This window comes from Laspinema olomoucense D3b (assembly GCF_025370785.1).
Lineage (GTDB): Bacteria > Cyanobacteriota > Cyanobacteriia > Cyanobacteriales > Laspinemataceae > Laspinema > Laspinema olomoucense.
In genome coordinates, this window is record NZ_JAMXFA010000008.1 from 90,525 (window position 1) to 107,806 (window position 17,282).

Here is a 17,282-nt window from a genome sequence, read left to right on the forward strand (position 1 = left end):
CTTAACCAGAGCCATCGGCCTCAAGCAAGCGATCACCAACTCCATCAAATCAGTCAACTTGACCAAGGGTTCAGCTTGCACTCAATGAATCAATTCAAGAGCGAACATCAACTCGACCCGGCCCCTTAGTAATTCGACAAGAGCGCTCGGTAGCTTGAACTAGGTTCCTCAGTCATCAACTAGACAATTACTGCGCTGTGCTGGCACAACTCAGCCAGAGCATTTGACCAAAAGGATTCCAGGGATTGGGTTGGTCAGTGGCAATCGTTTCCCCGCAGCCTCACCCGGCACTACTTCTCCATTGCTCGAAAAGCTTCGCTAAATTCTTAGAGGGGCTAGGTTTGAGGGTTGGCTGAATTACACAAAAACCAGCCAGTTCCCGCAATCAGCAGGCTACTGAATTGAGAGATTATGATGGTGTCGCCCAACTCTCAGGAGTGGCACTCTGTTGGAGTCGTCTTAGTGCTGCACAGGACAACTATGACTGCATAGGCTTATCACCATCAATTCACAACGAAAATGTGCCAACATCTGGGCAGCCGCGAGATATTGGCTCCCATTGGACCACTCTGCAATCGGCTCCAACAATCAAAGATGCGATCGCCACCAATCGGATGTGCTCTAGTTGAACTGACTCGAATGCCACCCAAGAACAACTAGACCATAGGCGATCGCCACAACAACTGAAAACGATTACACTTTGCTCCGACTTGACTCTGGTGCTTGAAACAAGTGACTGGCTTGGAAGCTACGCCACTTATGGCAACAGATTTCCTCAAGCCTTGCAACACGCCTCACCCCTATCGGATTCGACTCAAGCTCCATGACTCACGGCTTAGAGACTGGGGGTTTTGGGACAGGACCATGCCGCAAGATGAGGGGATTACTTCGATTTATGTTAAAAATGGGCAAATAATCCAGGTTATAACCCGAATCTACTGTCTTGCATCAGGGAGTCTCTATCATGCTGAAATGGTTCAGAACGCTTAGTCTACTGATTCTGAGCTTGACCGTGATTGTGGGTACTCAGCCCATAGCGCATAGGATTTTGGTTCCAGTTGCAATGGCTCAAACTTTCGAGGAGCAGCAACAAGAAGCCAAGCAATTGCTTGATTTAGGGCTTGGGCAATATGAACAACGTCAATTCTTAGAAGCATTACAGTCTTGGGAGCAAGCGTTGAAAATTTATCAGCGAATTGGTGATAAGACAGGAGAAGGCAATACAAGTTTATATCTTGGAAATCTTTATATACATTTAGGAGAATATATCCAAGCCGAGCAATATTTTCTAGAATCTTTAGAAATTAGTCGGCAAATCGGTGATAAAAGTAGGGAAGGCTATGTTCTTATGGGTCTTGCTGATGTTTACTTAAATTTAAAAGAATATGCTCAAGCCGAGCAATATTTTCTCCAATCTTTAGAAATTAGTCGGCAAGTTGATAATAAAATTAGACAAGGTATTAACTTAAATAAGCTCGGAGAAATTTATTATACGTTAGGTGAATTTGTGCAAGCTGAAGAATATTACCAAGAATTTTTGATGATTGCTCGGGACCTTAACGATAAAGAACAAGAAATCAATGCCTTAAATTCCCTCGGTTTAATTTTTCGGGATTTGGGAAAATATGCTGAAGCCAAACAGTATTTTCTAGAATCTTTAGCCATTGCTCAGGAAACTAATAATAGAGCTTTAGAAGGTAATATACTCCATAATATTGGATTAGTTCATCAAAGTCAAGGACAGTACAACCAAGCTACCGCATATTATGAAGAATCTTTAATAATTTTTGGACAAATTGACTCTCAAGAGGGAGAAGCAACCATCCTCAACAATCTTGGCATACTTTATGGATATTTAGAAAACTATGTCTTAGCGGAGGAATTCTATAAACAATCTTTAGAGATTTTTCAAGAAATTGGACATGAGAGTGGGCAATCAAATATTTTGAATAACTTGGGATTACTTTACCAAGCTCAAAAAAGATATAATGAAGCCGAAGAGTTTTTCTTTAAAGCGATTGAACTGTATGAACAACTGCGTCCGGGCTTGAATGATTTACAAAAAATATCTTTATTTGAACAACAAGCCAAGACTTATGAATTCCTACAGCAAGTTTTAATTAGTCAAAATAAAATAGAGACTGCTTTAGAAGTTTCGGAAAGAGGGCGTGTCCGAGCTTTTGTGGAGTTGCTAGGTAAACGTCTAGCAAATCATGAATCAAATATTTCCAATTATGCTCCTTTGAATCTAGCTGAAATAAAACAAATTGCCGCGACTAAAAACGCAACTATTGTTCAATATTCTTGTATTCGTCAAGAATTCCCAGTGGATGACGTTCAAAGATTAAATGAATCAGATATTTATATATGGGTCATCAAACCAACCGGAGAAATAACATTTCGGCAGAGTGACTTAAAACATCTATGGCAAACTGAAAATACTTCTGTATCAAAAATCATTGCAGAAGCACGATGTTTCGATAACTACCTCTGTCGTCGCCATCTAACCATCGCCCAAACTCGCAATGGAGCAACGGAGGTGACAAGTGATGGCCATGTTGAATTCAATCGGGAAGCCGCGCAACAGCAAGCCATCCGGATTCCTCAACCACAGCAACGTGAATGGCAGCAACTCCACCAGTTGCTCATCGAACCCATCGCCGATTTGCTGCCAACCGACCCGAAAGAACGGGTAATTTTCGTCCCCCACGCTTCCCTGTTTTTGGTGCCGTTTCCAGCACTGCCTGATGCGAATGGGACCTATCTGATTGAAAAGCATACCGTCCTCACTGCCCCTTCGATTCAAGTATTAGACTTGACCCGGCAGCAGAAACTCAGTCAAACTGAACGCGACGGACACTTATTGATTGTGGGCAATCCTACCATGCCATCTATGGGAGAACCACCGCAGAAACTTAGCCCTCTTCCCGGTGCAGAAAAAGAAGCCCAGGATATTGCTCAATTGCTTAACGTCACACCCCTGATTGGTTCACAAGCAACAAAAGCGGCGGTGGTCGAGAAAATGCCCTCCTCACGCATCATCCACTTGGCTACTCACGGCAGCTTTGACCCCAATCGCGGTATCGGCAGTTGGTTGGCCTTGACCCCGACTGATTCAGATAACGGCTTTTTGACGGCTGAGGAAATCTTTGAACTGGAACTCAATGCAGAGTTAGTGGTGCTTTCCGCTTGCGATACGGGACGAGGCCGAATCACCGGCGATGGCGTAATTGGCTTATCCCGCTCGTTCATTTCCGCTGGAGTGCCAAGCGTTTTAGTGTCCCTGTGGAAAGTCGATGATGCGGCCACTGCTTATCTGATGCGTGAGTTCTACGAAAACTGGCTGGATGGGAGCGACAAGGCGATAGCACTCCGTCAAGCCATGCTCAACACCATGCAACAGTATCCCGCTCCTGAAAACTGGGCAGCGTTTACCTTAATTGGGGAAGCCGAGTGAAACTGAAAAGGTTTACAGTTTTTGTGCGGGATAAGACTTAGCCCCGATGCGATCGCCACCAGCAATTCTCATTATGGCAAAAAACTGTTCAAATCCCCTTGAGCCGTGGATGGTAATGATATCTGCAAAACCCAAGAGAGCCAGAGCCATTGAACAAGCCAGGTTGGTTTGATATTGTAGTGAGTTCTTTTCGCGAGCGCTTGTCATCGCTACCAGACAAGCGTCGAGGTAAAAATACCCGCTATGGAATGGAAGATGCCGCTTTGAGTGCCTTTGGCGTGTTCTTCACCCAAACCCCGTCCTTCCTGGCCTATCAGCGCAAGATGGCAGACAATAAGGGTCGAAGCAATGCTCAAAGTCTGTTTGGAGTCCATAAAATTCCCACCGATAACCACATTCGGGACTTGCTTGATGGGGTCGCGCCCTCTAATGTGTTTCCCGTATTCGAGGAAATCCTACAGATATTGGACCAACAGGGTCAGTTGGCGGACTTGCGGTCTGTGGCCGACACCCTGTTGGTTGCTATGGATGGGACGGAATACTTCAGTTCAACTCAAATCCACTGTCCTGCCTGCTCGACACGCACCTTGAAGTCAGGAGAGATTCACTACTTCCATAGCGTGGTTACTCCGGTCATCGTCTGTCCGGGGCAGAATCAGGTGATTCCGTTAGTCCCTGAGTTTGTCCGCCCCCAAGACGGTCATCAAAAACAAGACTGTGAGAACGCAGCGGCGAAACGGTGGTTGAACCAGCATGGTCTGCGCTTGAGCCGCTTGAAGGTAACCGTGTTAGGGGATGACTTGTACTGCCACCAACCCCTGTGTCAGCTCCTGTTAGACCACCAGTTGGACTTTATCTTGGTCTGTCGCCCGGACTCCCACACCACTCTTTATGACCATATAGAGGGGATTGACCTCCCGACGCTCATCCACAAACGGTGGACAGGAAAAATTGAGGAAACCTGGACTTACCGATATCTCAATGAGGTGCCCCTCAAAGACGGGGCGGATGCGCTGATGGTTAACTGGTGTGAGGTAACTGTCAGCCGTCCTGACGAAAAGGTGATTTACCACAACGCCTTTGTCACCCGCTACAACCTTACCGATGACAACCTGGCCGAGATTGTTCAAGCTGGGCGCACTCGTTGGAAGGTTGAGAACGAGAATAACAATACGCTCAAGAACAAAGGCTACCATCTTGAACACAACTTTGGGCATGGCAAACAGCATCTCGCTGCCTTGTTGGCGACTTTGAATATCTTGTCCCTACTCTTTCATACGCTGTTGGAGCGGCTCGACGAGAAATATAAACGGCTGCGAGCCCATCTGCCGACTCGCCAGACCTTTTTTGATGATTTACGGGCTTTAACCCGCTATCTCTATTTCGATAATTGGGATCACCTGCTTACGTTCATGCTTCAGGGTCTTGAGCTAGAGATTCCTCCCAATAGCAGTTAAATTTCCAAAATGAGAATTGCTGGATCGCCACCACTGGAGTTGACCTGTTCAGGTTTTCCAATGCGATCGCCCTGAATGGATTCAGTCGGTTTGACTCTTGCGATGCGATCGCCACTGTCGGAATCAGTCTATTCAATTCATTCTGGGCCAGCGGTGCGATAATCGTTGGCGGAGCCTGTTACGAACGGAGTCAGTCTGGGCCAGCGGTGCGATCGCCATAAACAAAGCCAGTCTCTTCAATTCGTTCTATACCAGCGATGCCGCACAGCGCAGCTATGCCGTGGGAGATCGCCACTGTTAGAGTTGCCTGGTCCGTCTCTTGAGTCCCCTGGGCTGGATTTGTTTGTACCTTTCTGGCGATCGCCACCACCGTTGCTCCATTGGCTCGGGTTCATTCACAGCAACGCTCCGGGGTTGAACTGGCTTTGATGGTGCCGAATCGTAATCTGGAAACTCGATTGAGTGCCTAAAGCGTTGGCGGAGCCTGTGTGTGGTAATCATGGCTATACCGTAAGCGGTAAGCGGAGCTATGCCGTTGGCAATCGCCACTGCCGGATAAATTCGGCTGATTCTGCTGTCTTGCCGAATGAAGCAACCCAAGGAGCGTGATTATTCCACAGCGAATCGTTGGCGAATAAATGTCTCGGGTACGAAACCTGCAAACTTTTTCAGTTATCGTGATAAAACTGGGGTCCAAGGAAATCAACCCAAATCATGGCTGATGACCGGCGCTTGTTTGGAACCCTGGCAACTATATCGCTACACCAACCTCAATCCAAGCTTTTTCCTAGGTGACGATGCCTCCAGTTTCCCCCGCCGACTACGGGCAATTGCGTCCAAGCCTCGGCGATCGCTTTGGAATCAGCCAAACGCCGATAAACCCGTACAATAATTTTGCCAGTGCCAGCTTGCGAATTCATCCTAGAAACTTCATGGACAATTTTCGAGTTTGTCTGACCCTCGACCCCAACGATTTTATGCTGATTCAGGCGGGACAGTTCGCCGATAAGGCCAGCGACAAAATTCGACTGAAATCGCCAGTTGATTCTCCTTGGGGTCAAACATGGAAACTCGTCCCGTTGCCAGAAAAAGGCAGAAGTCGAGGGGGACTTGTCTATCTCAAGCGACTCACGTTCAAGCTGTTTCCCCTGGAGGAACACGACGACTATCTCGATATCCAACTGCGGCGGGAACGGTGGAAGGGCGATATTTTCGACTCCCTCGACCCCACCATTCGCTGTTGGTGTGTCTGGGTGGAGCCACCGCAGAACCAGTTAATTTACTCGATTTCTCGTCCATGAAATGCGCTCGCCTTCATACTCCAAACGGTTAACCCCAAACCCGCAACAGTCTAGCCTATTTTTGACTGGCAACAGTCTAGCCTATGACAGTGCGCTCTGACTCGGCTTTAATTCACGCTTGTTGATTTTATAAGGGGTGCGATGAAGCAAAAACTAGCTGTGATTCTGTTGCCACTGCTGGCGATGGCAATAGTCGGATTCTTCAGATTCCGCTCGAACGACACCGGCATCATCCAGGCTCCGGGAGAGATGGACTGGAACACAGACGAATGGGTGGTCAAGGATATCACCAGTATTGATACCCTTGTGGTCGAACGAGGTCGTGAGCAGCGGCGCGTGAAACTGTGTGGCATCCAACCCGCAACAGAATCCACCGAGATAATGGAACGACTGATTGCCAATAGCAGCAACCGCGTCGAAATCGCGTTCTTGGGCCAACAAGCTGAAATCTGGGTCGCTGAGATTTGGGTGAACGCTGCCACCGAACAAGAGGACCTATTGAATGGTCTGCTGATTCTGGAAGGGGCGGCAGTGGTCGATGAGAGTGAGTGGATGAGTTGTGCTAACCAACGAGCTTTGCAGGCTGCTTTGGAATTGACTCGTTCTGATTTGAACGACTGAACTCAAAGATTGAACATCCTTGGCAACACTTGCCCGCCTCCTTAGACTTTTCACTTCTTCTTTTTTATACTCTTTTTCTTCACTTTTTTACTAAATTTTATCTAAATTTTGCTGGAATTTATTAAGGTTTAGTTATAATAATTTTAGCTCTCAATAATTGCTTATCCATAGGCAGTTATGTTTTGTAGATGATATACATAATGCTTTTCAAAAATGTAGCTATTACCTCAAGACTCAAAGATATTGTTAAACTTTGTTGAGAACAAATGGAAATAGTCACTGTGAAAGGCCCGTGAATATTTCCATATTTATTTACGTCGGTTGATTAAAAAAAGTTATCGGTTTTCAGAAAAAGAGCAATCAACTAAAATATATTAGGTTCCTACAAAAGAAAAATAAATCCAAATATCAGCATATTCCTAATATTGCTCTCGCTCGGTTCGGTGAAATTTACTTTATCTCAGGAAGGCTTTCTCTTAAACATGGACAACAAAAAGTACAACTATTTTCTGTTCCCTCCATTTATTGATGCTTACAAAACATCAGAATCAGATTCACCAAGAACTTTGACAGAAATTCAATCCTTTGCTGAACAATTTGCTACTGAATGGGGTGAATCAGTAATTGCTTACTCAGTTTTCAAAAATAAACCAATCCCTAGACACAATAACCAAATTATTTTGTGTTGTGTTTTTATCTATAAAGGTTCAAAACCCGATAATCAATATTTACTCGTTACTGATGGTGACACTGATACTAATTATTGGTGGCAAAATTTTCATTTTGTTCAAGGTCAAATTCAAACTGAATGGAATGTTACTTAATTTACCCTAACTCACTCCTCTCAACCACCTATGGCTTCTTCAAACTCAGAATCAAACTCAGAATCAAAACCAAAATTAGCAACAATAACAGAATCAGAAACAGAAGCAGAATCAAAAACAGAAACAAAAGCAAAAAGGAGAAGAGAGTGCAGTCAATATTGGGCAATGCTAGGAGAAGCCTTATCAGATGAAGAACCTGGATATTTGGACGGATAACCTTACTAAAATGCGAACAGAAAAAATCAAATATCAATTCAGTGAAGGTTTATTCGGAGATTAAAAATGCGCCAATATCAAGGAATTGTACTATTTCAAGGAGATTCGTTAAATGAATATTCAAACGAATTGGGATATGACGATGATGAAACTTTCACAATAAACGAGGTAATTACTGACGGCGAATCTAAGTATATTATCAAGTCATTTGAGGTAGAAGAATCAGATGTAGTAGCCTATTGTCAATTTATTGATGAAGATTGAGGAAAATTATGAGTCTAGGATTTGCAGAATGGGCTACAGGAGTATCAAATTACTGGAAATCAGAATATACTCGTCAAGGTTTATTTGATTCAACAGATATTGAACAGTATCAAAAACAAGGTTATTATGTGGTTTATGATAGCCAAGAAATCTGTTGTCCGGAAACGGATGCAACCTTGGGATATGCTACATCAATTTTGAACAAACCAGATGGCAGTTTAGCTCTGTTTCTGGATTATGACCAAGCTAAAGAGTTTGCTAACCAAAATCAAGCATTTTGTGCAAAACCAACAGGAATAGCCAAACCAACAGGAACACCAAAACCAAAACCTAAACTAAGACCCAAGGACCAGCCAAAACCCACTGATGCAGTCTTGGGTGGTCGTGGCACTCAACCTAATGCAACCGATGCAGTATTGGGAAATAGTCTTACGGTCAGCCGACAACAACTATTCAATCAACTCAAAACTAAAGGTGGAACTCCTGAAGAATGGTCAAGACTGGCAATCTTAGACCGGGAGTTAGGTTACACCAGTCCCCAATTCCCCCACGTTACACCCTATCGAGTTGCTTGGAATCGGTCGGCTTCTCCATAATCCAAACTCTACTGTTCCTGGTTCTGTACTGCGATCGCCATCCAAGTAAGAGCAGCGCAAAGCCAGGAACGCTTGCCCATGCCAACTTATCGCCCTAAACAATTACATCATTAATCAAAATGAGAAAAACCCCATCCTTATCCGATTGTTCATTGAATGTAGAAAATTTTTTCGGTCCCATCTTGTCTAACAGAAAATTAACTGATTCGGATTTAATCAAACTTAATGCCATTGCAAGTTATGCAGCATTTAAGGCAGATAAAACCCATGATACGGTTGCCTTTTTTGAAGCTGCATCTCAATTGAAAATCTCTGGTTTTGATTATTCAGAATTTAATCCAGATAATCAAACTGACATTTTTTATGATGCTTGGTGGGCTTCTGATTTGAATTCCCATGAATGGTTAGAGTTCTCAGTATGGTGTCAACAACAATTGATTAAACAACAAATGCAAATGAGGATTTCTATTGTTGCATATTTCTTGACACAACAAATTCCCCAAACTTTAAGGGATTCTTTTGAACAATGGCGAACACAATCAGAGCGAGGTGAATTAATCAAATTCTGGAGAAAAGAATCTAATTATCTCGAAGCATTAAAATCTACCGGAAAATCTTCTCATTATTTGCTGGATTTAGCTTCAGCATTGAATGAAATTTACAACGCATGGCAAAGATGAATTTACCTAACCAATTGATTCAATTCACAGACCGATTTGAGCACTTAGATATACCTGTTCTGGAAGAATTGAGACAGGTCTGTTTGAAGGCTGTCGAAGTTGGACACGAATGGACTATGCAATCGGCTATAACCTCGGTTCCAGTTTATGGACTACATACCCGGATTTTTTACCACTTGGATACTGAAATAATTAACCAATTTTTGTCAGTTTCCTTAACTGATTCTGAATGGTTAAACTTTCACTATTACATCGAAGAAAAACTTGGAGGAAGTTGATAATGACTAAGTTGGTGTTAAAAGTTTCAGCAAAATTTCGAGATAAAATCTTGGATTTAGAAGATTTCGATATGACCGAGGAAGAATGGTCAAAACTTTCTCAACCAGAGAAAGATAAGTTGCTCAAACAATGGGCATTGGATGAAGGAGAAGAATTAGACTTTTCTCATGCTACAGTCAATGTGAAATTGATTGAAACTAACAGCAATTTAAGTTAAAGTTTAAGTTGGTGATAGGGTTTATTTCTCGTTAAAATTAGAAAACCTCCTAATTAAATAGGAGGTTTTTTTTCAGAGATTAGTTGGAAGATTCAGGTTGCTTATCAGGCAAAAAACATTTATCGGAATCGCAACCGGCAGGTCCAGCTTCGGCTAAGTCACCAAGGTCATAGCGGTGAAGTGCCTTCTTAAAATCATGGGTTTTGCGACGAACTAAGACCTCGGCACTGAGACGGTCATATTCGGCTTTATCAATGGGTTCAAAGGGAAGACGAGGAAAGGATTGACGGTCATCAAAACGAGCAAGTAAGGCAGCCGAAACATAACCTTCATCATTTTGAATGGCTTCATAAATTCTTGTACCTAATTGCTCAATCTCGGATTCACGAAATTCAATAGTGGCGGAGGTATTATGGCAGGCATAGTTGCCTTGGACATTAAGGTAGAAGTCCATTTGAGCCAAAGCGGAAAATAGACTGATGTCAATGGCATCGGCACCAGGTAAATCAGCCCAACTGACGGCGATGGGAATTTCCACCAACCATTCAGAACAACGCGGGTCAAATGGGTCAGTTAGAAGATTACCCTTTTCATCTTTATCAGATTGGGAAGGGATGACATTGTAACCATAGTCGATACAAGCCAGTGCAACTGGGTCATTTTTCCCGAAAGTTATTCGTCGAATAAACCGCTGGGCTTTGGGTGGATGCCATCCTGGTGAAGCACCTGTTAACAGACTTTTGGTCCCTGCAGGTTGCACTGTAGTACACCGATTTGGACGACGTAATCCGTGGCGATCGCAATAATCCCAGACTTGAGTATGAACAATGTCCCGCCACCGATTCAGATAATCTGCTTCTTTCTGTTTGAAGTAATCAGATAAATAATATTGAGTTGTTTTTCCGGTGATTCCCCACTGGGCTGGTCGTCCTGCCTCCCACCACTTTAACCAATCTATTCCAAAAGCATTGACGAAGAAATCAAATAATCCGGTAAAGGAGACACCAACAATGGGGTCAATTTCGCGACTGTATTGATAACGAGGTTCATCGAATTTGTGATGGAGTAAAACTGCTACTGCTAAAGCCCCGGCCTTAAATGCTTTTTCTTGTTCCTCCCAATTATTCGGGTCTATTTGATTGAGATGGACCTCTGAAAGATTACAGTGAAATCCTGCACCAATAATTTCCAATTATGTTATCCTAAAGGCTTTTTATCCTCTAGTTCTTATCCTTTAATTCGGATAAGTTCGGCGTACATTTTCAATTGAAATTAACTGTCGGACACTCATGGAATGATTATATTCTCAAATAATGAGTTTCACATCCTACGCTCTACGGTGGCAGATGCTTTTAAACAATCTGCTTACCTCGATATTCCCATCTCAGGGTTCACCGATTTTGCCCGATTTTTAACGTGAGGCAAAATTACTTACCACACGGGTTTAGGCCGTAACGCTGCAACCGATGTTTCAACTCTTGTTGAGACATGGATGGATGGCGAGCGCTTATCCATTGCAATGCGTGACCCTGATTATATGCTTTTAGAAACTCTAGTTTAGTTTCTTTGTCTGGCATTAAATCACAACTAGCTCGGGCAACGGCTTCACCAGCCCATTGAATTGCTCCTTCTCCAGAATAGTATTGTTGACGTACTGCATCAATACATTCAGTCAGAGTTGGTTTATGATGAAATACTCTTGAGTGATTTGCCATTCTGAGTGCATCTCTTGAAGGGTCAATTCGCCAATTACCTGCCTCATCTTGTTGCCATAAATTCATTTTGGCATTGGCAAACAATTCATCAAAACTGGCTCCTTGTCTGATTCCCGCACTTCTTCTCACATTTCCGGCAACTATTGTAGAAGCCGCTTCATCAATAAGTAAAGAGCATTCAACCGAATTTAATTGTCGTCCATGCGCCTTATTTAGAATTGAAGCAATTCGTTGATAAAGTTCCGTCAACTTAATAGGATTAGCTATTCCTCCAAACCCATTAAGTCGTTCTCCTGCCGGTCGAATATCTGCTAAATTAACTAACACCTCAATAGGTGAATTAAACCGTAAATCAGAAGATAATTCGATTAGAGTTTGGTAAGAATGCACCCAACCTTCTCGTGAGTCTCCTACATTAATAATTACCCGATTGCCTTCTACAATTACTTGAGTATGTTCTCGACGTTGAGATGGATGAGTTTCTCCAATTTCACCAATTATACTTACTTCCAGTCGGTTCCGAATTGGCGGCAACTGATTGATATATTGCGGTTCGAGGACCGCGCCGGTTCCACATCCCATCATGGCAAGGTTCATTAATAATCCAAAAGACCGCCAATCAGTGATATTCGTTGAGGTACAGTTATAGCCTCCTGAATAGTTTTCCGGGCGTTCCATCCAGTCAGTTCCGCCCACCCACAACCATCTGCCCGAAGATAGGGTTTTGAGTTGTTTCTGCATCTGGGTGAGGAGTGCCACCTCGTCTGAGTTTAGATTGCCGAGTTTCTCTAATCCTGCAATGGTGCGTTCGCATACTTCCTCCCATGTTTCCCGCCCTTCTTTCTTTCTTCTGCTGTATGTTCTGAAAAATACTGAATTTGCACAAGGTGCTGTTTCTGGAAATGTTTCTGGTTTTCTTTCTGTTTCTGTTATTGAATTTGAGTTGTGTATTGAGACCATAATGAAGAAGATTAATTACGAGCAAGAGATTCAGCTTGTTCTTTATTATACCCAGGAATGTGTTTAGGTGAATATAAAACAGAAGAAGCTCGACTTCTTCCATAAATAAGACCTGAAGCAAATAATAAATGCCGCACTATTGTTAAAACATGATTACTCGTCATTCCTCCACTATTGAGAGCATCTTCAATGGTATATGTGCAATTAATCAAAAAATCAGCTAAAGCAATTTGCACAGTTAATGAATTGACCAAGGGTTTAATTTTCATGATTCACTCCAAAATGAAAAAACTTGAGGGGAATGAACCCCTCAAGAAGTGAGGATTATGTTACAGCAAACAATCCAAAATCAAAACTCAAAATTGATTATAACTCAAAGTTAATCAAGACCCCAACTTTGAGTCCAACGTTGATAGAGTTCAGTGTAATTAACTGAATCTAAGAAGACAGGAGGAAGATAACCCTGACTCATTCGAGTAAAGACATGAGCAATAGCAGCAATACTGGCTGGATTATTAGCCACAATCTCACTGAAGAATTGAGTTAAACCAGCATTGGCCGTGGGAATTAATTGATCCAAAATTGGTGAAGGATTAATGTTATTTTGTTCACCAATGACTCCAGCTAATCGATAGAGTCCTCGAATCACTTGGAAAGCCAGAAATTCATCAGTTGAATTGCTAGATAATGCTGGAGTAGGAGTGTAATTGAAAATGGCTAAAGTTTTCAAACCCGCATCAGAAGCTAGGGTAAGGAATTCAGTTTTAAACTCTGAATTATTCCAAGCTGTTGGAAAAGAAAAATCCTGCATTTCTTGATTCAAAGTAGAATCATCTTGACCATCAGGATTCATGTGATGCCAACGCCAATTATACCCAGGCCACCACCATTGTTCCCAACTTTCAAGCAGATAAGGTTCAGGCTGTGGAAGAGTTTGAGTATTAGTCAAATTTAATTCCGAGTGCCGATAACTATTGAGTGCAGTGGTAGCTAAATTCAGTGGATGAGAGAGTAGCTGATAATGTGCAGGGAAAATAATCATTCCCGTAATCTCACCAATCTTTTCAAGTCTGTGAATCCGAATCTCAGTTGTTCCACTTGTCGTCTCAGTATCGACGGCAATAAAGGCCAAAGGACCAAATACAGAGAGTTCAGTAGTAATTCTTCCACTGCTGAATCGCGTGGTTGTTACTTGATTGGTACATAGCGATCGCCTTCCCCCTACAGATAATTCACTACCATTCCAGATAAAGAATCCGTCACGAGTTGGTTCAGATTCAGAACTGATTAATTCCCAAATGATTCGATAAACCCCAGGGACCACATTATATTGGATGAGACTGCCATTGGTGGGAATTAACCAACCTTCAGCATCTTGTGCGCCTTGTTGAATTACTGGGTCAGAGAATCCGAGAAATGAGTTCAAAGTTGAAGCGGCTCTATCACCAGTCCCGGTATTGGCCCAACCATAAGGTTCGTTATATCCGGCTGACCCGATGAAATTATCTGGTTGATTGCTATATACAATCGGCACTGGGTATGGTAAATCCCCAATCCGCTGTAATTCGGTTACATGAGCAATAGTAGTTCCAGTGGTTGTGGAATCATTAACTAAAATAATAGATAATTCCCCATAAGGAACTTCTACCACTTCAGTAATTGCTGGTGCAGTTTCATATAACCCACCTGTATTTTGTCCAATCAAGGGGGTAGTATCAGTTATCTCTACCACATCCGCCTGATTAAAAGCATAGAGAACATCACGAGACCCGGCAGAACGTTCTTGACTTTCTAACCAAACATTTACCTGATAAATTCCAGGTTGTAAATCTGAATATTCAGCAAAAGAGCCTTCAGTTCCAGGTAATTCAGATGAACTAATTCCGAAATGTCGATGAATTCCGCTGATTGCTCTTGCACCACTGCCTGTACTGAGATTTAGTTCATGAACTGCCAAAGCTGCTCCAAATGTGAAATCAGCCTTTGCTATAATATTGGATGCCATTGTTCTTTTGATTGAATACTTGTTGAGTTAAACATCAGAAGTCCCAGTCTATGACCAGGACTTACACTACACCGATACCGTTGCTTAAGCGACTAAATAGGAGAGTTCAGGAACGTCAGAGGCTTTGGTCCAGGTTTTATAACCATTGCCATAAACCATCGTAGAGGGAGTCAAGGATTTGATTTTTCCTTCAGTTTTCTTAACCGCTTTGCCTTTTTCGCTGATATGCCATACTCGTTCTGGTTGACCCTTTTCTACCGGAAGAGGTGGAATTTCTTCTTCTACCGGAGGCGGTGGAACTTCTTCTTCAGCTAATGGAGCCATTTCTTGAATCGACTCTTTGAATGTCACCGAGTATTTGAATCCCGGTCTTTTTTTCGCCGGGACATCGACTGCTTCTCCTGTCCTGGGGTTTCTGCTTTTTCTGGCTGGTACATTTTTCACTGAGAATGTTCCCAATCCCTTAACCGTGACATTTTCCCCTTGGCGTAATGACAATGCTAAGAACCCGACAAACGCATCCATTACCGATTTTGATACTGCTTCTGCATATCCTGTTTGTTCGGTAATATAGGACATTATTTCTGCTGTTTTCGTCATATCTGCTCCGGTTTTTGTCTTTTTTCTCATCATATCACAACTTTTTTATCCCTTCTTTTTTATCTTTTCTAATTAAGGGATAGAAAAGTTGATGATAGAAAAACATTAATGTTTAGGATTAAGAAAATGTTCAAGAACTGATGTAATGAACCCAAAACTGTCCATCAGGAATACAGGTACGACGGATTAAATTATAGGAATAGTGGAGGAAAGCCCCACTTAAGTCGGTACGGTAACCATCCCAAAACCATTCACCATAAGGGTCATGAACAAGAAATCCTCGGGGGTCAAAGCCGACTAAAACGATAATATGCCCGAAGCTGGTGAAATAACCGTGGACTACACAGGGATTGCCGCCGCGTAGGTGATTTTGACAACGTTCGATGGTTCCCCACACCGTAAAATCATCTTTGCGGTCATAATCCCGGACCACTTTAGCTAAATCTTGAGGACTATGACGTGAATATCCCTTGGATAGACACCACCGATATAATTCATCCTCAAACTGGTGATAACGACCTATCATTTTCCGCGATGCTTTCAAATACTGCAAACACATCGCGATGCTTGTCACATTGCACGACCCTGTTGGATTATAGAAATTATCTAATTGGGATTTGAATGGTACATTCAGTTTTACTTGGTCTTTTTCTTTTATTAATGCTGTAGAAACTACTCCATTTATTCGGATTTCACTATGTCCTTGATAAACGTACCATATTGGATTTCTTCTTATTGCTTCTTTTAATCTTATCCGGAAATGCCCTCTCTCCACTGCATATTCAACTACTTCAATTCTTTCTTGAACTTTTACATTAATCTTTTCCAGTGCGGTTAGATGGTTTGATTGTAACGGTCTGGTCTTTAATAGGGTTGGTTTTAAGATTCGTAATTGCATTTTTCTATCCTTGACTCAACTGACTTAATACTATATCATAAAAAAGAAAATTAGCTCACTTGAAATATGGAAACTCTGACCCCAAGCGAAATAGAATTAATGGAATATGTAGAAAAAGGAGGAGAGAAAGAGGTTGAATTACTACCGGCTTTAGAAAGACTTAGTAAAACGGGAGCTACTAAATGCAGAATTGAGTTTGTAGAACAACTTCAACGAAGTCAGTTGATTGATGGTGCTGTATCTTCATCCCGAGATTTAATGGCTGGAGAAACAGGAGATTTTTCTATCAAGGCTTTTGAAAATACTGCAATCGCTAAACTGGTTATCAAACTCTGTTTAGGGTTCAAAAAATTTAAACTCTGTCTCTCCATTGAACTCTAACTTACCTGAGTAAAAAAATAACTTACTTCGGTAAAAAAATAGCCTACTCAAAAGAGTAGGCTGTGTAATTTATTGGTGCAAGTGATTAAAACGGTCAATAATATCGGCAAACATAGCCGAACGAGCTAAGGCTTTCAGATGATAAGAGATTCCATCCTCAATTATCAACTTAACCCCATGTCCTGCACCATATTTTTCATCCAGAGAATTAGGATGTTTGGATTCTCTTAAAATCATCAAACAGTTTTGTTCTTCCGTAATCATTGAAAAATTCCCAATAAAATTCTTTATTCGGTCATACAAGAAGTTGGATTGTTCCAAATCATCAGGATAATTACTGCCATATTCAGCAATCATCTCAGCAGCATATTGATTGACAGTTATCCAATATTGTTCGGGTGTTTTTCCTGTAGTAGTCATTGATTAATCCTCATCATCAAACAACAATTCAAACTCTTTATCAAATCGGTCCCGGGAGATTTTGATAGGAATCGACCGTAATCCGCGTTGTGGACCCCGATAAATTACTTCAGCATGGTCAGAATTAATTTGATTGACTTTCACAATTTGTTGACTCATTAAATCTTCAGCATGAAAAATAATATCTGTGGTATGACAAGCTCAGGAATTAATTATTCGATTCACGTCAACTGCTTTATCGAACAGTTTTTGTTCAAGATAATGAGTTTTAAGATTCATCATTATCTCAAGAGCAGTAGTTAAATTATCCATTAGACATCAAAAACAACATCATCATTTAAAGCGAAAGCAATATGGAAAAAATCAGCTAAATCTCCGAGAGGTCAGAGAA

21 protein-coding genes are annotated in these 17,282 nt (G+C 42.1%); 11 read left to right on the plus strand and 10 right to left on the minus strand.

Features of this window, described 5'->3' with window-relative positions; translation table 11 throughout:
* Positions 1–1,063 precede the first annotated feature (1,063 nt).
* On the plus strand, positions 1,064–3,457 hold the full coding sequence (locus NG792_RS07975) for a CHAT domain-containing protein (protein WP_261235079.1): 2,394 nt from the start codon (positions 1,064–1,066) through the stop codon (positions 3,455–3,457).
* Between the two features lie 12 nt (positions 3,458–3,469).
* On the opposite strand, the gene NG792_RS07980 is transcribed toward NG792_RS07975, so the two are convergent.
* Positions 3,470–3,607, minus strand: coding sequence for a hypothetical protein (locus NG792_RS07980; RefSeq protein ID WP_261235080.1), 138 nt, complete (start codon positions 3,605–3,607; stop codon positions 3,470–3,472).
* Positions 3,608–3,630: 23 nt separating this feature from the next.
* Here NG792_RS07980 and NG792_RS07985 point away from each other — a divergent pair, with 23 nt between their 5' ends.
* On the plus strand, positions 3,631–4,914 hold the full coding sequence (locus NG792_RS07985) for a transposase (RefSeq protein WP_435387569.1): 1,284 nt from the start codon (positions 3,631–3,633) through the stop codon (positions 4,912–4,914).
* Between the two features lie 190 nt (positions 4,915–5,104).
* On the opposite strand, the gene NG792_RS07990 is transcribed toward NG792_RS07985, so the two are convergent.
* Entirely contained in the window at positions 5,105–5,281 is a 177-nt protein-coding gene (locus tag NG792_RS07990) for a hypothetical protein (RefSeq protein ID WP_261235081.1), read from the minus strand.
* Positions 5,282–5,711: 430 nt separating this feature from the next.
* Between NG792_RS07990 and NG792_RS07995 the strand changes: the two genes are divergently transcribed.
* The 8 genes from NG792_RS07995 (at position 5,712) to NG792_RS08030 (ending at position 9,912) form a co-directional block, all read left to right on the plus strand.
* Entirely contained in the window at positions 5,712–6,215 is a 504-nt protein-coding gene (locus tag NG792_RS07995) for a hypothetical protein (RefSeq protein WP_261235082.1), read from the plus strand.
* 159 nt (positions 6,216–6,374) lie between these two features.
* Positions 6,375–6,836, plus strand: a complete 462-nt coding sequence (locus NG792_RS08000) for a hypothetical protein (protein ID WP_261235083.1) — start codon at positions 6,375–6,377, stop codon at positions 6,834–6,836.
* 482 nt (positions 6,837–7,318) lie between these two features.
* Entirely contained in the window at positions 7,319–7,660 is a 342-nt protein-coding gene (locus tag NG792_RS08005) for a hypothetical protein (protein WP_261235084.1), read from the plus strand.
* A gap of 30 nt (positions 7,661–7,690) precedes the next feature.
* Positions 7,691–7,876 (plus strand): hypothetical protein, encoded by a 186-nt coding sequence (locus tag NG792_RS08010; protein ID WP_261235085.1) that lies wholly within the window; start codon positions 7,691–7,693, stop codon positions 7,874–7,876.
* A gap of 66 nt (positions 7,877–7,942) precedes the next feature.
* Positions 7,943–8,140, plus strand: a complete 198-nt coding sequence (locus tag NG792_RS08015) for a hypothetical protein (protein ID WP_261235086.1) — start codon at positions 7,943–7,945, stop codon at positions 8,138–8,140.
* Between the two features lie 8 nt (positions 8,141–8,148).
* Entirely contained in the window at positions 8,149–8,736 is a 588-nt protein-coding gene (locus NG792_RS08020; RefSeq protein ID WP_261235088.1) for a hypothetical protein, read from the plus strand.
* Between the two features lie 119 nt (positions 8,737–8,855).
* Complete coding sequence (locus tag NG792_RS08025) at positions 8,856–9,416, plus strand: hypothetical protein (RefSeq protein ID WP_261235089.1); 561 nt, start codon at positions 8,856–8,858, stop codon at positions 9,414–9,416.
* Between the two features lie 280 nt (positions 9,417–9,696).
* A complete protein-coding gene (locus tag NG792_RS08030; RefSeq protein ID WP_261235090.1) occupies positions 9,697–9,912 on the plus strand; it encodes a hypothetical protein in 216 nt (71 codons plus the stop codon).
* Between the two features lie 79 nt (positions 9,913–9,991).
* On the opposite strand, the gene nrdJ is transcribed toward NG792_RS08030, so the two are convergent.
* From nrdJ to NG792_RS08060, 6 genes are all read right to left on the minus strand, one after another.
* A complete protein-coding gene (gene nrdJ, locus NG792_RS08035) occupies positions 9,992–11,104 on the minus strand; it encodes a ribonucleoside-triphosphate reductase, adenosylcobalamin-dependent (protein WP_261235091.1) in 1,113 nt (370 codons plus the stop codon).
* Positions 11,105–11,339: 235 nt separating this feature from the next.
* Positions 11,340–12,587 carry a glycyl radical enzyme family protein gene (locus NG792_RS08040; protein WP_261235092.1) on the minus strand — a complete coding sequence of 416 codons (1,248 nt, stop codon included), beginning with the start codon at positions 12,585–12,587 and terminating at the stop codon, positions 11,340–11,342.
* Between the two features lie 11 nt (positions 12,588–12,598).
* Positions 12,599–12,856: a hypothetical protein gene (locus NG792_RS08045; RefSeq protein WP_261235093.1), complete on the minus strand. Its 258-nt coding sequence runs from the start codon at positions 12,854–12,856 to the stop codon at positions 12,599–12,601.
* A 110-nt stretch (positions 12,857–12,966) separates the two neighbouring features.
* A complete protein-coding gene (locus NG792_RS08050) occupies positions 12,967–14,592 on the minus strand; it encodes a hypothetical protein (RefSeq protein ID WP_261235094.1) in 1,626 nt (541 codons plus the stop codon).
* Between the two features lie 84 nt (positions 14,593–14,676).
* Positions 14,677–15,225, minus strand: a complete 549-nt coding sequence (locus NG792_RS08055; RefSeq protein WP_261235095.1) for an HU family DNA-binding protein — start codon at positions 15,223–15,225, stop codon at positions 14,677–14,679.
* A 97-nt stretch (positions 15,226–15,322) separates the two neighbouring features.
* The gene (locus NG792_RS08060; RefSeq protein ID WP_261235096.1) at positions 15,323–16,090 is read right to left on the minus strand and encodes a C39 family peptidase; all 768 of its coding nucleotides are present in this window, start codon (positions 16,088–16,090) and stop codon (positions 15,323–15,325) included.
* A gap of 66 nt (positions 16,091–16,156) precedes the next feature.
* On the opposite strand from NG792_RS08060, the gene NG792_RS08065 reads away from it, so the two are divergent.
* Positions 16,157–16,471 carry a hypothetical protein gene (locus NG792_RS08065; protein WP_261235097.1) on the plus strand — a complete coding sequence of 105 codons (315 nt, stop codon included), beginning with the start codon at positions 16,157–16,159 and terminating at the stop codon, positions 16,469–16,471.
* Between the two features lie 69 nt (positions 16,472–16,540).
* On the opposite strand, the gene NG792_RS08070 is transcribed toward NG792_RS08065, so the two are convergent.
* Both NG792_RS08070 and NG792_RS08075 read right to left on the minus strand, forming a co-directional pair.
* Positions 16,541–16,891 carry a hypothetical protein gene (locus NG792_RS08070; protein ID WP_261235098.1) on the minus strand — a complete coding sequence of 117 codons (351 nt, stop codon included), beginning with the start codon at positions 16,889–16,891 and terminating at the stop codon, positions 16,541–16,543.
* Positions 16,892–16,894: 3 nt separating this feature from the next.
* Complete coding sequence (locus NG792_RS08075; protein WP_261235099.1) at positions 16,895–17,050, minus strand: hypothetical protein; 156 nt, start codon at positions 17,048–17,050, stop codon at positions 16,895–16,897.
* Positions 17,051–17,282: the final 232 nt, after the last annotated feature.

What these genes read in the sequence shown, in the direction of transcription:
- NG792_RS07975 (WP_261235079.1), top strand. Translation starts at nt 1,064, where the DNA reads ATGGCTCAAACTTTCGAGGAGCAGCAACAAGAAGCCAAGCAATTGCTT.
- NG792_RS07980 (WP_261235080.1), bottom strand. Translation starts at nt 3,607, where the DNA reads ATGGCTCTGGCTCTCTTGGGTTTTGCAGATATCATTACCATCCACGGC.
- NG792_RS07995 (WP_261235082.1), top strand. Translation starts at nt 5,712, where the DNA reads ATGCCTCCAGTTTCCCCCGCCGACTACGGGCAATTGCGTCCAAGCCTC.
- NG792_RS08005 (WP_261235084.1), top strand. Translation starts at nt 7,319, where the DNA reads ATGGACAACAAAAAGTACAACTATTTTCTGTTCCCTCCATTTATTGAT.
- NG792_RS08010 (WP_261235085.1), top strand. Translation starts at nt 7,691, where the DNA reads ATGGCTTCTTCAAACTCAGAATCAAACTCAGAATCAAAACCAAAATTA.
- NG792_RS08015 (WP_261235086.1), top strand. Translation starts at nt 7,943, where the DNA reads ATGCGCCAATATCAAGGAATTGTACTATTTCAAGGAGATTCGTTAAAT.
- NG792_RS08020 (WP_261235088.1), top strand. Translation starts at nt 8,149, where the DNA reads ATGAGTCTAGGATTTGCAGAATGGGCTACAGGAGTATCAAATTACTGG.
- NG792_RS08025 (WP_261235089.1), top strand. Translation starts at nt 8,856, where the DNA reads ATGAGAAAAACCCCATCCTTATCCGATTGTTCATTGAATGTAGAAAAT.
- NG792_RS08030 (WP_261235090.1), top strand. Translation starts at nt 9,697, where the DNA reads ATGACTAAGTTGGTGTTAAAAGTTTCAGCAAAATTTCGAGATAAAATC.
- NG792_RS08040 (WP_261235092.1), bottom strand. Translation starts at nt 12,587, where the DNA reads ATGGTCTCAATACACAACTCAAATTCAATAACAGAAACAGAAAGAAAA.
- NG792_RS08045 (WP_261235093.1), bottom strand. Translation starts at nt 12,856, where the DNA reads ATGAAAATTAAACCCTTGGTCAATTCATTAACTGTGCAAATTGCTTTA.
- NG792_RS08050 (WP_261235094.1), bottom strand. Translation starts at nt 14,592, where the DNA reads ATGGCATCCAATATTATAGCAAAGGCTGATTTCACATTTGGAGCAGCT.
- NG792_RS08055 (WP_261235095.1), bottom strand. Translation starts at nt 15,225, where the DNA reads ATGATGAGAAAAAAGACAAAAACCGGAGCAGATATGACGAAAACAGCA.
- NG792_RS08060 (WP_261235096.1), bottom strand. Translation starts at nt 16,090, where the DNA reads ATGCAATTACGAATCTTAAAACCAACCCTATTAAAGACCAGACCGTTA.
- NG792_RS08065 (WP_261235097.1), top strand. Translation starts at nt 16,157, where the DNA reads ATGGAAACTCTGACCCCAAGCGAAATAGAATTAATGGAATATGTAGAA.
- NG792_RS08070 (WP_261235098.1), bottom strand. Translation starts at nt 16,891, where the DNA reads ATGACTACTACAGGAAAAACACCCGAACAATATTGGATAACTGTCAAT.
- NG792_RS08075 (WP_261235099.1), bottom strand. Translation starts at nt 17,050, where the DNA reads ATGAGTCAACAAATTGTGAAAGTCAATCAAATTAATTCTGACCATGCT.